At 43.8% G+C, this 13,930-nt stretch carries 17 protein-coding genes; 3 read left to right on the forward strand and 14 right to left on the reverse strand.

Going from position 1 to position 13,930, the window contains the following annotated elements; genetic code table 11:
* From JDF658_RS10905 to metG, 3 genes are all read right to left on the reverse strand, one after another.
* Window positions 1-424 (reverse strand): G5 domain-containing protein (locus tag JDF658_RS10905; protein ID WP_200805678.1); only part of this gene is annotated, 424 nt, incomplete at its 3' end.
* Window positions 425-513: 89 nt separating this feature from the next.
* On the reverse strand, window positions 514-1,293 hold the full coding sequence (locus JDF658_RS10910; RefSeq protein WP_078665748.1) for a TatD family hydrolase: 780 nt from the start codon (window positions 1,291-1,293) through the stop codon (window positions 514-516).
* 12 nt (window positions 1,294-1,305) lie between these two features.
* Window positions 1,306-3,228, reverse strand: a complete 1,923-nt coding sequence (gene metG, locus JDF658_RS10915; RefSeq protein WP_078665749.1) for a methionine--tRNA ligase — start codon at window positions 3,226-3,228, stop codon at window positions 1,306-1,308.
* 268 nt (window positions 3,229-3,496) lie between these two features.
* On the opposite strand from metG, the gene JDF658_RS10920 reads away from it, so the two are divergent.
* Window positions 3,497-3,748, forward strand: a complete 252-nt coding sequence (locus JDF658_RS10920; RefSeq protein WP_078665750.1) for an AbrB/MazE/SpoVT family DNA-binding domain-containing protein — start codon at window positions 3,497-3,499, stop codon at window positions 3,746-3,748.
* A gap of 32 nt (window positions 3,749-3,780) precedes the next feature.
* Here the strand turns inward: JDF658_RS10920 and rsmI are convergent, their stop codons facing one another.
* From rsmI to JDF658_RS10960, 8 genes are read right to left on the reverse strand one after another with little or no spacing between them, the layout of a single operon-like run.
* Window positions 3,781-4,629 (reverse strand): 16S rRNA (cytidine(1402)-2'-O)-methyltransferase, encoded by an 849-nt coding sequence (rsmI, locus tag JDF658_RS10925; protein ID WP_079907650.1) that lies wholly within the window; start codon window positions 4,627-4,629, stop codon window positions 3,781-3,783.
* Window positions 4,622-5,368 carry a tRNA1(Val) (adenine(37)-N6)-methyltransferase gene (locus tag JDF658_RS10930; RefSeq protein WP_078665752.1) on the reverse strand — a complete coding sequence of 249 codons (747 nt, stop codon included), beginning with the start codon at window positions 5,366-5,368 and terminating at the stop codon, window positions 4,622-4,624. Before JDF658_RS10930 ends, rsmI begins: the two co-directional genes overlap by 8 nt.
* Window positions 5,337-5,717 carry an initiation control protein YabA gene (locus JDF658_RS10935; RefSeq protein WP_078665753.1) on the reverse strand — a complete coding sequence of 127 codons (381 nt, stop codon included), beginning with the start codon at window positions 5,715-5,717 and terminating at the stop codon, window positions 5,337-5,339. Before JDF658_RS10935 ends, JDF658_RS10930 begins: the two co-directional genes overlap by 32 nt.
* Before the next feature lie 4 nt (window positions 5,718-5,721).
* Window positions 5,722-6,537, reverse strand: a complete 816-nt coding sequence (locus JDF658_RS10940; protein ID WP_079907652.1) for a stage 0 sporulation family protein — start codon at window positions 6,535-6,537, stop codon at window positions 5,722-5,724.
* A gap of 5 nt (window positions 6,538-6,542) precedes the next feature.
* Window positions 6,543-7,535 (reverse strand): DNA polymerase III subunit delta', encoded by a 993-nt coding sequence (gene holB / locus JDF658_RS10945; protein ID WP_159071758.1) that lies wholly within the window; start codon window positions 7,533-7,535, stop codon window positions 6,543-6,545.
* A 17-nt stretch (window positions 7,536-7,552) separates the two neighbouring features.
* Window positions 7,553-8,005: a YaaR family protein gene (locus JDF658_RS10950; protein ID WP_078665756.1), complete on the reverse strand. Its 453-nt coding sequence runs from the start codon at window positions 8,003-8,005 to the stop codon at window positions 7,553-7,555.
* Window positions 7,992-8,630 (reverse strand): dTMP kinase, encoded by a 639-nt coding sequence (gene tmk / locus JDF658_RS10955; RefSeq protein WP_078665757.1) that lies wholly within the window; start codon window positions 8,628-8,630, stop codon window positions 7,992-7,994. Before tmk ends, JDF658_RS10950 begins: the two co-directional genes overlap by 14 nt.
* Window positions 8,631-10,040, reverse strand: a complete 1,410-nt coding sequence (locus JDF658_RS10960; RefSeq protein WP_078665758.1) for an aminotransferase class I/II-fold pyridoxal phosphate-dependent enzyme — start codon at window positions 10,038-10,040, stop codon at window positions 8,631-8,633.
* Between the two features lie 68 nt (window positions 10,041-10,108).
* Here JDF658_RS10960 and JDF658_RS10965 point away from each other — a divergent pair, with 68 nt between their 5' ends.
* Both JDF658_RS10965 and JDF658_RS14965 read left to right on the forward strand, forming a co-directional pair.
* Window positions 10,109-10,339 (forward strand): hypothetical protein, encoded by a 231-nt coding sequence (locus tag JDF658_RS10965; RefSeq protein WP_078665759.1) that lies wholly within the window; start codon window positions 10,109-10,111, stop codon window positions 10,337-10,339.
* A gap of 35 nt (window positions 10,340-10,374) precedes the next feature.
* Window positions 10,375-10,956 carry a lytic transglycosylase domain-containing protein gene (locus tag JDF658_RS14965; protein WP_278308124.1) on the forward strand — a complete coding sequence of 194 codons (582 nt, stop codon included), beginning with the start codon at window positions 10,375-10,377 and terminating at the stop codon, window positions 10,954-10,956.
* A 25-nt stretch (window positions 10,957-10,981) separates the two neighbouring features.
* On the opposite strand, the gene JDF658_RS10975 is transcribed toward JDF658_RS14965, so the two are convergent.
* From JDF658_RS10975 to JDF658_RS14475, 3 genes are all read right to left on the reverse strand, one after another.
* Window positions 10,982-12,085, reverse strand: coding sequence for a hypothetical protein (locus JDF658_RS10975; RefSeq protein WP_079907655.1), 1,104 nt, complete (start codon window positions 12,083-12,085; stop codon window positions 10,982-10,984).
* A 13-nt stretch (window positions 12,086-12,098) separates the two neighbouring features.
* Entirely contained in the window at window positions 12,099-12,533 is a 435-nt protein-coding gene (locus JDF658_RS10980) for a hypothetical protein (RefSeq protein ID WP_079907657.1), read from the reverse strand.
* Between the two features lie 5 nt (window positions 12,534-12,538).
* The coding region (locus JDF658_RS14475) for a hypothetical protein (protein ID WP_079907659.1) at window positions 12,539-13,930 on the reverse strand (1,392 nt) is incomplete at its 5' end.

A 13,930-nucleotide genomic window follows, 5' to 3' on the forward strand; every position in this document is an offset into this window, starting at 1 on the left:
CCAGGACATTCATTACTTTAGCCACATCCCGTTCGCCCCCCCGGGAAATCCCCCCGCCGCGGGAAGCCACTCTGTTGCCTCCCTTTACTATCAGGGCTGGCCGGGCAGCTGCCACAACCCGCTGTTTTACTAACTGTTTTTGGATGAGCTTGTTATTTTGATATACCAGACGATATTTCTTTTCGATTTTTCCCGGTTTAGCCTGACGCAATACCTGTCGCCAGCCTGCCGGTTTCTTGGGGTCATACTGAACCAGCGGCTGGGCTGTAAAAGTGGTGTACTCGTACTTATAGACCGTTTGGGTTTTAATTTTGGTACGGGAGGGCCTTTTCACCGTTTTCCCCCAGGCAGCACTGCCGCTGATCACCAGAACAAAGGCTAACAGCAGGGCCAGTGTTGTCCGGAGTTTGCGGTTTATTACCATTGCATCCACTCCTTTCGCTTATACTATATTCGCCAAAGGAGGGATGAATTCCTGCCGGAGAAAAAATTACCAGTGGCAAAAGTTTCCGACTAAATCCGGAAAAGCTGGCAAGCATTGTCGAAAGTGCGTACTGCCAGTTCCTCCGGATCCATCTGCCTTAGTTCCGCAATTTTGCGCAACACCCAGACAACATAGGCTGATTCGTTCCGTTTACCCCGATAAGGCTCAGGGGTAAGATAAGGCGCATCGGTTTCAATCAACAGGCGCTCTAGCGGTACTTTGGCGGCAACCTCGGTTAACTTGCGGGCATTATGAAACGTCACCGGACCGGCAATGGATATATAAAACCCCAGGTCCAGGCAAACTTTAGCCATTTCCCAGCTGCCGGAAAAGCAGTGGAAGACACCACCGTTCTTTTCTCCAATCCGGGATTCCTTTACCATTGCCAGCAGATCGGCATGAGCATCCCGGTCATGGATAATCACCGGTTTACCTACCTGTTGAGCCAGTTCCATCTGGTGAGCAAAAACCCCTTGCTGTACCGGCCTGGGAGACAAGTCCCGGTAATAATCCAGGCCCATCTCTCCCAGAGCTACCACCTTGGGGTGAGCCGCTAGTTCCAGCAATTGTTTCCAGGTATCCTCATTAGCAGTTGCTGAATCATGGGGATGAATGCCCACCGCCGCATAGATAAAATCATATTTTTCCGCCAGGGCCAGGGAACGCCGGGAGGAGGAAAGGTCATAACCCACATTGACAATCCGCTCCACTCCGGCCTCCCGGGCCCGTTGTAACATTTCCTCCCGGTCCTGGTCATATTTGCGGTCATCCAGGTGGGCATGGGTATCAAAGAGTTTCAGTTTCGCCATTTTATTCGCCCCTTATTTTACTTTCGACCCGGGTTTAATATCTTTTTGGACAGTCAGTACCTCCAGCCCGTTTTCATCAGAAGCTGCCAGAATCATACCCTGACTTTCAATTCCCCGTAGCCTGGCAGGTTTCAGGTTGGCTACCAGCACAACTCGTTTGCCTACCAGTTCTTCAGGAGCATAGTGCTGGGCGATCCCGGACACGATGGTGCGGATTTCATCACCCAGCTTAACCTCTAATTTCAGCAGTTTATCAGCTTTAGGCACCTTTTCGGCGGCAATAACTTCTACAACCCGCAAATCCACTTTACCAAAATCTTCAATAGTGATATAATTATTGTCAACAGATACTGCTTTTTCTACTTTTTCCACTGTCACTTTTTCTGCCTCCGTTTCTGTTCCTTTCCAATCAATCCGCGGGAAAAGGGCCTGGCCCTTGACTACTTTCAAACCAGCCGGTAAACCTCCCCAGACCTGTACCGAATCCCAATCTGCCTTATTCAAATCCGTCAGGCCCAGTTGTTGCCAGACCCGCGGAGCCAGTAAAGGCATAAAGGGTGAGAGCATTACTGTAACTATGCGGATCACTTCAGCCAGATTATAGAGAACTGTATTCAGTCTATCCTGTTGTTCCTGATCTTTGGCCAGTACCCAGGGGGCGGTTTCGTCAATATATTTATTGGCCCGGGCTATTAGTGGCCACAGTTCGGACAGGGCATTGGCCAGCTCCAGATTATCCATGGCCCGCGTATATCCAGCCAGAGCCTGCCGGTAGGTTTCAATCAGATCCTGGTCAACTGCCTGAAGGGGACCAGGGGCGGGCACGATCCCATCCCGGTATTTTTCAATCATGGCCACCGTGCGGGAAACCAGATTGCCCAGGTCATTGGCCAGATCAGCATTGATGCGATTGACCAGAGCTTCTTCCGAATAGTAGCCATCAGAACCAAAGGGCAATTCCCGCAAGAGGAAATAGCGTACAGCATCTACCCCGTATTTTTCCACCAGCTGAACGGGATCCACCACATTGCCCTTGGATTTGGACATCTTGCCCCCGGCCAGCAGTAGCCAGCCATGTCCGACTACCTTTTCCGGCAGGGGTATACCGGCTGCCATCAGGATTATGGGCCAGATGATGGTGTGGAAACGCACAATATCTTTCCCCACCAGGTGTACCGCCGGCCAGTACTTGCCCAGTTTCTCCCATTCCGGTCCGCCATAACCCAGGGCGGAGATATAGTTGGTCAGGGCGTCAAACCAGACGTAGATGACATGCTTGGGATCCCAGGGCACAGGAATACCCCAGTCAAAAGTGGTCCGGGAAACACAGAGGTCCTCCAGACCCTGTTTGATGAAATTAATCATTTCATTGCGCCGGGAAACAGGCTGAATGAATTCAGGATGTTCCTCAATGTACTGTAACAAACGGTCGGCATATTTGGACATACGGAAAAAGTAGCTTTCTTCCCGCACCAGCTCTACCGGTCGGCCGCAATCGGGACAATTGCCATCTACCAGTTTGTTTTCCGTCCAAAAGGTTTCACAGGGAGTGCAGTACCAGCCTTCATATTCTGATTTATAGATATCTCCCTGGTCATAAATCTTCTGAAAAATAGCCTGCACTACCTTTTTATGCCGTTCCTCGGTGGTGCGAATAAAATCATCATAATCCACATACAGGAGACGCCACAGCTTCTGAAACCCGGCAACAATCTGATCTACATGTTCCTGAGGAGTAAGGCCACGAGCCTTAGCGGTTCGCTGGATTTTCTGGCCATGTTCATCAGAACCGGTCAAAAACCGGACATCATACCCTCTCAACTTCTTGTACCTGGCAATGGTGTCTGCGGCCACCGTAGTATAGGCATGGCCGATATGTAAGTTATCGCTGGGATAATAAATGGGGGTGGTGATATAAAATGTAGGTTTGGCCATTTTCTTACCTCCTCATTCGGAAAAAATAAACCCCTCACTGAAGGGGTAAGAGGTTGTTCACGGCATTCCCGGGGACAACCTGCTGTCAAACTCCTCTTCACATCATTTTTACCCATACGGGTAATACTATTACTGATAATAGCTGATACAAAAAAAATTGTCAAGAAATGCAAATGCCCCCTTGACTTTAAATGGAAAGCTTGGTATCATAAGTCTGACGGTTGATGTAGTAATTTGTCGAAACTTGTCGAAGGGAGAGACGTCTGTGATGAAGTCTACTGGTATCGTAAGAAAAGTTGATGAACTGGGCCGGGTGGTTATTCCCATCGAGTTGCGCAGAACTCTGGGCATTGATGAAAAGGATGCCCTGGAAATCTATGTAGATGCGGAAAAAATCATCCTGAAGAAATACGAGCCGGCCTGTGTTTTCTGCGGCAATGCCGGTAACATCACCCATTTCCGGGGCAAAAATGTCTGCATGGACTGCGCCAAGGAAATGGGCGAACTGGCCAGCAAGTAGGGCTAAAACAAATAAGGGGGCAATAAGCCCCCTTATTCTTTTGTCAGCAACCGCTGGTATATTTCCCGGCGACTAAAACCGGTTTCTGCCGCCGCCTGTCGCGCCGCTTCTTTCAGGCTCATCCCAGTCTCCATAAGTTGCCGGGCCCGCATCAATGCCCTATCTTCAGTATGGGTCTCTGTTTCTTCCTCATTCTGCCCTTCTTTTTTCCCCGGATTTAGTATTACTACAAACTCACCCCGGGGCTGTTTCTCTTCCCACCAGTGCATAATTTCTTCCACCTGGCCCCTTACAATCTCTTCATGTACCTTGGTCAGCTCCCGGGCAATGGCTATTTGTGCTGTTGGGCAATACTCCCGGATTTCTTCCAACAGCAACCGCAGACGATGAGGGGCTTCATAAAAAACCAGGGTGTAGGGATGCTGTCGCAGCTTTCGCCAGAGCTGGCGCCGTTCTTTTTTGTGATGGGGCAGAAAACCGAAAAAGGTAAAGGGCAATTCCGCCATACCCGCAGCTACCAGTGCTGTCAAACCTGCATTGGGGCCCGGCAACACTTCCACTTTAATCCCGGCCTGCCAGGCCAGATCAATCAAATGCAAACCCGGATCGGAAATTCCCGGCATGCCTGCATCCGATACCAGGGCAATCTTTTTCCCTTTCTGGAGCTGGTCAATCAATTTGGGCCCCTTACTGGTTTCATTATGTTCATGATAACTGGTCAGAGGAGTGGAAATCTGAAAATGATTAAGTAGCTTAATGGTGTGCCGGGTATCCTCAGCCGCAATCAGGTCTACTTCCTTTAATACTCTGAGTACCCGCAAGGTTATATCTTCCAGATTGCCAATGGGGGTTGGGCAAACATAAAGCACTCCCTTACTCAAGGCCTACACTCCTCAGATCTTTATAAATAGCAAGCATGGCTGATGTATAATGCCCCTGTTCATCGTAGATGAACAGGGGAGGTAATACCTTTAACCCTGGGCCCCCATCTTTATATGCCTCCAGCAAAACCTGAGTGGCTATCCTGCTTTCCTTGCCATGTACAAACCACAGGCGCTTCACCTGAAAACGGTATTGGACCAGCAGCACCATTAGCTCAGCCAGTCTTTCCGGACGATAAACCATAGCCAGGCGGCCTCTGGTCCCCAGGGCCCTGGCTGCCGCTTTAATGACATCCTCCAGAGTACAGGTAAGTTCATGGCGAGCCATGCCGATCTTTTTCGTTGCGCTCAGTTTTCCTTGTCCCAGGGGGCGATAGGGTGGGTTGGCCACCACCAGGTTATAATGCCTGCCGGGTTTCCAGCTGCGCAAATCAGCATTAACAACTTCAATTCTCTCCTGCAGTTTATTAAGCCTGATGCTGCGCTGTGCCCGTTCAGCCACCTGTTCGTTTAATTCCAGGGCCGTAAAGGACAAATCCGGTTGACGCTGGATCATTAGAAGAGGAATGATGCCCGTCCCGGTACCCAGATCCAGGATAGTATCCCCCCGCTGGACAGTTGCAAACCAGCTGAGCAAAACAGCATCAATGGTATAGCGAAACTGATCTTCTGCCTGAATGATCTGCAATCCGTCAGTAGTCAAAGTATCAATTCTTTCTCCTGGCTCCAATCGGACCAAGTTGGTTTTCCTCCCTTTCCAGGGATTTTTTTAAGAAGCCCATACAAAAGAGACAGTCCCCTTCCTGGCGCATTTGCCCAAAATGCAGATTGCAAATATGAAAACCTTCATTATATAAACGAGCCAGGTTATCATAACCTTCGCCCCCCACCGGTTTCAAGGGCTTCCTTTCCGTCTTTTTTATCTGTACTTCTCCTTGCAGATAATTCTGGTAGATTTCTGTCACTTCCCGGCGCAGTTTTTCATTTTCCTCTTCCAGGTTTAATGCCTTTTCTTTTAATTCCTGTAACTCATCCAGCAAATGTTTGATGATAATTTCCAGCTCGGTGATTTTTTTGATGAGCTGCATGCTCTCACTCCTTGTTGTTGAGGAGTCTTTTCGCTTCATCCAGAGGAACTTCCACAATGTGTTTGCTTTCCTTCATTTCCACACTAACGGTTTTCTTTAAAATATTAGCAGCAACTATTTTTCCTTCTCCCGCCGGAAGGTTAACCCAGGTTCCCAGAGGTGGATAATCCTTTTTCTCTTCTTCATAAACATCATTTTCATACTTAAGGCAACACATCAAACGCCCACAGATACCGGAAATTTTAGTCGGGTTAAGGGATAAGTTCTGTTCTTTAGCCATTTTGATGGAAACAGGGACAAATTCCCCCAGGAATGTTTTACAACACAAGACCCGACCACAGCTGGCCAGCCCGCCCAGCATCTTGGCCTCATCCCTTACCCCGATTTGCCTTAACTCAATCCGGGTACGGAAAATAGCGGCCAGGTCCCGGACCAGGGCCCGGAAATCAATCCGGCCATCCGCAGTAAAATAGAAAATGATTTTACTGCGGTCAAAGGTGTATTCCACCCCTACCAGTTTCATGGGCAAGCCATGTTCCTGAATCTTTTCCAAACAGATTTTGAAGGCCTGTTTTTCCTTTTCTTCATTTTCTTTTACAATTTCCGCATCTTCGGGATTTGCAATCCGAATAACCTGTTTTAAAGGCTGAACTACATCTTCCTCCGCAATTTCCCTGGTCCCGGTCACACATTGACCATATTCAATCCCGCGGGCTGTTTCCACAATCACATGATCACCGGCTTTTACCTGCCAGGGCCCGGGATCAAAATAATAGATCTTGCCCGCTTCCTTAAAGCGCACTCCTACTACTTTTACCATTTATTCTAACCTCCGTATCTGGCGATTTGCAGAAACAGCCATTCCAGCAAGAGCCGGATGTTTACATTGGTAGTCAGCAGGCGCTGGGCCTTTAGGATGCTGTCTGTGATAACCAGTATCTGTTCCCGCTGTAGACGCTGTTTCATTTCCTTTAACAATGGCTCACAATCCCTATTTAAGGTCAGTTGATTTTCTGCTGCCAGCTCATGAACCAGCAAATCCCGAAAAATACTCAGGAGAATTTCCAGTTTGACAGACAGCAGTTCCTTTTCTTTTTCCCATTCCTCTGCCTGTCTAAAACAGCAACTAACCCCCTGGGCTAAAATATCTTTTAATCCCGTGATAACCTGTTGACGAGTCAAAGCCAGACCTTTTTCCTGCAAAAATTCCTCCAGTTTGCCCGGAATCCCTTCTGCCAGCAACAAGAGGGTCTCAATCTCCCCCTGCCAGCCTTCCGGCATCACCTTGCCGGCAAATTCCCGCATTTCCTCATTATTGAGAGGGTAAAACTGCAAAGTCTGACAGCGGGAACGAATGGTTTCCAGTAAAGCAAAAGGCCGGTCAGTCAGGAGAAGAAATACGGTTCTTTCCGGCGGCTCTTCCAGAATTTTTAGCAGGCTATTGGCACTTTCCTCAGTCATCCCATCAGCCTGCTGGATCAAAACGACTCGTCCCCGCTCCAGCACAGGTTTCAATGTCAGGGTCTGCTGTAACTGCCGAACCTGCTCTATCTTAATAGAGTTACCTTCCGGCTGGATTTGGATAAACTCAGGATGAGTCCCGGCTTGAAAAAGATAACAAGCCTGGCAACTCTGACAGGCATCCCCATCCTCCCGGGGCTGAAGGCATAAAAAAGCCTGGGCAAAAGCCTGGGCTACCACCCTTTTCCCAATTCCCACCGGTCCTTGAAAAATGTAAGCATGGGCCATTTGCTGGTTTTTGAGGTTTTTTAAAAGAAAACGGACTAACTGTTTATGCCCGATAATTTCCTTCAACATCATGTTCACCACTTAATTCAGGTATACATATCTACCAGTAAGCCCCGAATTTCATCTACCCGGGCCAGTATTTCCACCTGGCTTTTTTCTTTTTGCAAAATCTCCTCGGTCAATTCCTCCAGTTTGGCATTGACTTTATCCACCAGGACATGCACTTTATATCGGCCTCTACGGTCCCAGCCCGTTTCTTCCCGGACCTGATAGCCAGATGAAACTACCTCCCGCAAAAAGTTACGCACCATTTCCTTATATCTTTTCAGTTCCACCAGGGTTCGGTGATTGGCCAGCCGCTGGCCCTGTACTTCAATATCTTTGATTAATTTATCCAGCTGTTTTCTGGTTTCCGTGGTCTGGGCCTTGATGAGCTGCTCATTAAAATCAGCCCTGCGAGCCTCGCCATCTTTTTCCCGCCCGGGACCATCAATTCCCGGCAAACCCCCGGGCCCACGGCGTAAATCAGATATTTTCATTTTCTCTCATCCTTTGCTGCAGGATCTGCCAAACCGAATCTACCACTTCAGCCAGGTCGCGACTGCCATCGATGATTTCCCAGTTTTGCTCTCTGGCCAATTCCAGATAACCTTGCCGCACCCTTTGGTGAAAGGCCAGCTCTTCCTGTTCCAGACGGTCAGGGGCTTGTCCCTGGCGATTTTTCTTAACCCGGCTTAATCCCAGCTCTGGTTCAATATCAAAGAGGAAAACCAGGTCCGGCTCCACTCCCAGGGTAGCCATCTGGTTAATTTGCCGTAAAAAGGTCAAATTCCAGCCTCGTCCGTAACCCTGATAAGCCAGTGTGCTGTAATAGTATCGGTCACTGAGCACTATTTTCCCTTCTGCCAGCGCCGGCAAAATCAAGCGCCTGACATGCTGCACTCGGTCAGCACAGTATAGAAAGGCCTCAGCCTCACCACACCATTCGTAATCAGTTCTAAGCAACAATTCCCGCAATAGCTGTCCTTCTCTGGTCCCCCCGGGTTCCCTGGTGGTAAGATAACTGACACCAGTCTGTTGCAGTTTACTGGTTATTTCCTGTAATACCGTTGATTTTCCCGCTCCATCCGGTCCTTCAAATACGATAAATTTTCCTGTCCGCAACTATTTCACCACCCAAATTTCCTCAATACCCCAGGCCTCCAGTGCAGCGATGGTATCTGCCTGAATTACTTCCCCGGGACAAACAATAGCTAAACCCGGTGGGCATGGTGCTACCGTTTGGGCTGCCACTCTGTCTTTGGCCTGATTTGTTGCTACCCGTTCTTTCTTGGCCAGCCAGGCTTCCCGGGGCAACATGACCAGGCGGTTCTCCTCAGGATAAAATTGTTCTTTCCAGCAGTTAGGTTTCCCCGTTTTTGGTTTTAATTGGCCTAAAGCCTCGATTAATCTTTTCCCCTGTTCTGGATTGAAGTCATAGTTTATCAATAACAGGACCCGATCTGCCTCGTATTTTTCTACCACTATCCCCTTCTGTCTTAAATGAGTAGCCACTTCTACTCCTGTATATCCTTCCAACCTCAACAAAAGCCTGGTCCTATCCAGCTGGTAGCCGGCTGGTAATTGCTCTGGTTTTAATACTTCTATCCCTATCCTCTCCAGCTCCCAGCGCAATTGTTCCGCCCACTCCAGCATCTGCTCGATTTTTTCCCGGCCATGAAAATACAGCTCCCTGCGCGCTAGATCCAGTGCCGCCATAAACAAATAGGAAGGGCTGGTTGTAGTGAGTAGCGATAGGTTCTTTCGCACCCAGTCAGCCTTTAGTTTCGCAGTGGGCAGGTGCAGATAACCCGTCTGTGTCAGAGCCGGACCGGTTTTATGCAACCCATGCACCACCCCGTCACAGCCTGAAGTGATGGCACTTACAGGCATCCTTTCATGCCAGGGAAATAATGCGCCATGGGCCTCATCTACCAGAACAGGTGCAGTGGTGTTGTAGCTATTTGCCAGCATCCAGTCTTTAAGAGGCCAGGCTACCCCTTCATAGGAAGGGTACAAAAAGAAAATACCATCACTATCCAGCGCAACCCCTTCAGTTTCTGGCCCGATAATCAGCTGCCATTCCGGCAAAAAAACTGGAGGGTAAAATACCGGTTCCGCCCCCGTCAGCACCAGAGCATGGAAGACACTGGCATGAGCCCAGCGCGGTATAGCTATTCTGTTTCCATTTTGCGAGACCACCGCTGCCATCATGGCCCAGATTCCCGCTGAAGCTCCTTCCACCAGAAAAAAGGAAGCCTGGGTTTGATATGCCTCTGCCAGCAGTTTTTCCGCAGCTGCAATACAACCCTCTGGCTGATGCCAGCTATCCAGTCCCGGGATCTCGGTGACATCCCAGCGGGCAACCGCAGCCAGCTCTGGCCAAAGGGATTGAAAAGCCCGGCCCTGACCATGGCCCGGCATATGCCAGCAATCTCCCTTTTGGGCCAGATATTCATTTATGGCATCAAAAATTGGACAATCTGCTTGTTTGTTCATAATTTTTATTTTACCATAAGCCCGCAGCTGTGCCAAAAGTTTTAACTCATATCAGAAAAGGAAAAGCGAAAAATAGTTGTACCGGGGGAAATGGAGGGATTCTTATGAAGAAAAAACGGGAAGACATTATCGATTTTGCTAAATTAAGCAAAAAGTATCGTACCAATGTCAAACGGATAGTATCGCTCTGGCAAAAAGGCAAAGATGACTTTGAAGTTTCCAGCAGCCTGGGTATTGATTACTTCACTTTAAAACAGCTGCGCTATGAAATCGAACAGGCTCATCTCCGCCACCGATATCAGTCCTGGATAAATTCTCATTCTTTACAGAGATGAACCTTTGGTTTAAACTAAGAGTAGAGGTGATAGCGGTGGATATTGAACTGCTCCTGTTTCTCTGGCGCTGGCAGATTTTGACCTCTACTTTTAGTCAAAACCAGTTACCTAATTCTCTTAATACTGACAATACTGCCAGTTTTGCTGAGATCTTGCAATCTGCTGTTGCGCAGGCCGAGCAAAAAGCGGAAACTACGCGACAGCAAGTTTCAGGTGCGATTAAAGCCCCTGCTGCTTTCGCTCCATTAATTCAGCAAGCGGCACAAAAATACGGGGTTGATCCGGATCTGATCACTGCTGTAATTCAAGCGGAGTCCAGTTTTAATCCCCATGCTATTTCCCGCGTCGGGGCCCAAGGGCTGATGCAGTTAATGCCTGCTACTGCCCGCGCGCTTGGAGTAACCAATGCTTTCGATCCAGCCCAGAATATCGAAGGGGGTACAAAATATTTAAGGCAACTGCTGGACCAGTTTGGGGGCAATGAAGCCCTGGCTGTAGCGGCCTATAATGCTGGTCCCCATGCTGTGAAAAAGTACGGTAATAATATTCCCCCTTATCAGGAAACGCAAAACTATGTGAAACGGGTTATGGAAAATAAGCTGGAGTTAGAAGCATAAAGGACTGTCACCGGGACAGTCCTTTTTAATATTCATTAAGCTTATCAAACTTTAAATCAAAATACTTTTTTGCAATTAATGGATGTTCTTTTTCAAAATCAAGCATTGATTTGAAAGTAGAGCATATGATATTTGTTTTTTTATATTTCTGGTTTGCCTCGCAAAACTCTCTAAAACTCATTTTTTTAAAGAAACGAGGCTGATTACACCATCGTGTAATACTTATATAAAGCCCTTTATATTTACTAGCTAGATATCGCTCATGTCTCATAACATAGGGTAAACAACCAAATTTCATTAGTATTTTTATTCTTTCAAATAAGTTTTCTATATCCGTTTCATCTTGTGATAAATAACCCGATAATAAATATAATTTTGTTGTTTTATTACAATATTTCCTCCATAGTTTTAATTTTTTTTGAATTATTTCGCTATCTTCTATAAAATCAAAAGCAAAAATAAAATCACCCTTATATTTTACTTTAGATAACCTTTTAGCCTTTTCTTCTGTCATTAACCTTAAGTCTAACCCCTGACGAAATTGAAATGGTTTTCCTGTGGCCTCTAACTCATCAAGTATTTCATACCATTTTGAGTAGCCTAAAAAATTATCATCCCATAAATATATCCCTTTTCTATTAGGGTCTAAAAACTCAGATACTGGAGAATGTTTAACAACTCTATCATATTTTTTATTAACGCAGAATTCACATTTTCTAAAGCAACCCCTTGTTGTAAAACCTATTGAATAATCAGTATAATCAGTGAAAGATTTAGGGTTTCTACCTTTCGCAATTTCTCTTTCGATATAATCATTATAAAGACTATAATCTGGCATATGATGCTCTATTTCTTCTCTAAGACTTGGCCCTCCATCGGGATAAAATCCCGTTCCTCCTTTTTCAATATTTTTAAAATTAAATATTATATCTGGTACTTTTGTAAAAGAAAATACCTTTGATATATATATTTTATCAAAACCTTCATTTATTTCCCTATAATCTAAAATTAATTTAACATCATGTCCTTTTTCCTTCATATAACCACTTATTTTCATTAATGCAAGATTTGGATGCCTAGTACCATTATCAAGTAAGTCAGCATCAATAATACCAATTTTTTTTTTCATATTTATTTCATCCTTAATTAATTTTATCTTTTATATTTTCGTATAAATCATCAAGCATTGTAAGCATTCTTTTTTCAAATGTTCCTTCTTCTTTATTTTGAATAATATCATATAATATCTTAAATCCTAAATGGGCACAATCCTGAGCATAATCATATTTTTTTTCTTTATCAGTAATTAAATTTAAATCTTTATATTCTTCTATAAAAACCGCATTAATTAACGCCTTATCTTTAGCTGATAAATAGTTTTCTAAAAAAAAGCCGCCACCATCTCTGTTTTCTAAAGGATATATATTACCACCTTTTGCTTTACCAAAAGACATTGCTAGCAAAAAAATATCTTTATTTTGTATATCTCTAAAATTAAAATAGTTTCCCGACTCTTTTATTTTATTTATAATTACGCTATCTTTTTTATCTATGTATAATCTATCACGTTTAGACATTTATATCACTCCATTACTATCGTAGTTCTTTCGTTTGTAGTATTTAAATATCTCTTTGTACAACAAATAGGATCAAAAAATTGTTTTACTTGCTCAGAATATTCATCTGGTGTAAATAGTAATATTATTTGCTTTTCAGTACTAATAGATACTAAGACATTAGCAAAATTTTTTCTGTTCTGGTCAGAAATTCGTGCGACAGGTGTATCTATTATTAATGGAGATGTAAAACCAGATATTTTGTGTAATGCCAATGTAAATGATAGCGCTAATAACGCCCTCTCTGCAGCACTACAGGAGCCTAGACATTCATATCCTTCTATATGAGTAAGTCCTAAATTATAATTATCATCTAAAACAACTTCTTTAAAGGTGTTTTTTTTCCAAACCATAGATAAAAACAATTCTTCCGTAAGTCTTTGAATTTTATTTTTATTTTCTATCATTATCTCGTTTTTCAAATTTTTTGCCATATTTAATACTTTCTCACTTAAACTAATGCTCTGTTGTAAATGTTTAACTTTTTGTTCCTTTTTTAAAGCCTCATCTATTTTCTCTTTTATTTTATTTATTTCATTTTCTAATTTTGTTTTATACATTTCTTGAACAGCTTTTTTTCTTATATTTTCTTTAACTAATTTTTCATTTTCTAATCGAATTTTTTGTTTTTCACTTATTTCTTGAATATTATAACCTGCAAGTATTTTGTCAATATCATTGATTCTTTTTTGAATACTTTCTATCTGGTTTTCAAAGTAATTTAATTCTTTTAATATTTTATTTTTTTCACGTGGATAATTTTTTATTTTTTCAATAATATTTTTAAGAGAAGTATACATTTCTATAAGAATATGTGAAACTTCATTACTTACTTCTAATTCTCTTAAAATTTTTTCAATATTTTCTTTCCCCTCATTTGTAAGATAACTATTACATATTAGACATTTTTGACTTGATAATATTTCTTTTAAAAAGTTTTTATCTATATTAGGTGGCAATTGATTATTTCTTTTTTTCTCTTCTATTTTCTCCAAAGTATATTTTATTGATGAAAATAAATTAAAATAAACAAAGTATTCCCTAATAAAATTACGTAATTCATTTAACTTTTCATCTTTATATTCTTCAATTGTTTTTAAATTAGAGATTAATTCTTTTCTTTCATTTTCTAACCCTTCTGCATCTGGCAAATCCCTTAAATATTCAGTACATTCTCTTATTAAATTGTTCGAAAAATATATTTGTTCATTTATTTTTTCTATAAGATTAATAGTTTCTATTAAATTTTTTTGCAGTTTTTCCTGTTCATTTAATAAAAAATCTATATCAGGTAATTCCTTGGCTGCTTCTCTTTTCTTTTCTATTATAATAGTATTTAATCTATTTTCTATTCTTTC

The organism is Carboxydocella sp. JDF658 (assembly GCF_002049395.1).
Classification (GTDB): Bacteria; Bacillota.

What these genes read in the sequence shown, in the direction of transcription:
- JDF658_RS10910 (WP_078665748.1), bottom strand. Translation starts at nt 1,293, where the DNA reads ATGGCGAAACTGAAACTCTTTGATACCCATGCCCACCTGGATGACCGC.
- metG (WP_078665749.1), bottom strand. Translation starts at nt 3,228, where the DNA reads ATGGCCAAACCTACATTTTATATCACCACCCCCATTTATTATCCCAGC.
- JDF658_RS10920 (WP_078665750.1), top strand. Translation starts at nt 3,497, where the DNA reads ATGAAGTCTACTGGTATCGTAAGAAAAGTTGATGAACTGGGCCGGGTG.
- JDF658_RS10935 (WP_078665753.1), bottom strand. Translation starts at nt 5,717, where the DNA reads ATGCAGCTCATCAAAAAAATCACCGAGCTGGAAATTATCATCAAACAT.
- JDF658_RS10940 (WP_079907652.1), bottom strand. Translation starts at nt 6,537, where the DNA reads ATGGTAAAAGTAGTAGGAGTGCGCTTTAAGGAAGCGGGCAAGATCTAT.
- holB (WP_159071758.1), bottom strand. Translation starts at nt 7,535, where the DNA reads ATGTTGAAGGAAATTATCGGGCATAAACAGTTAGTCCGTTTTCTTTTA.
- JDF658_RS10950 (WP_078665756.1), bottom strand. Translation starts at nt 8,005, where the DNA reads ATGAAAATATCTGATTTACGCCGTGGGCCCGGGGGTTTGCCGGGAATT.
- JDF658_RS10965 (WP_078665759.1), top strand. Translation starts at nt 10,109, where the DNA reads ATGAAGAAAAAACGGGAAGACATTATCGATTTTGCTAAATTAAGCAAA.
- JDF658_RS10975 (WP_079907655.1), bottom strand. Translation starts at nt 12,085, where the DNA reads ATGAAAAAAAAAATTGGTATTATTGATGCTGACTTACTTGATAATGGT.
- JDF658_RS10980 (WP_079907657.1), bottom strand. Translation starts at nt 12,533, where the DNA reads ATGTCTAAACGTGATAGATTATACATAGATAAAAAAGATAGCGTAATT.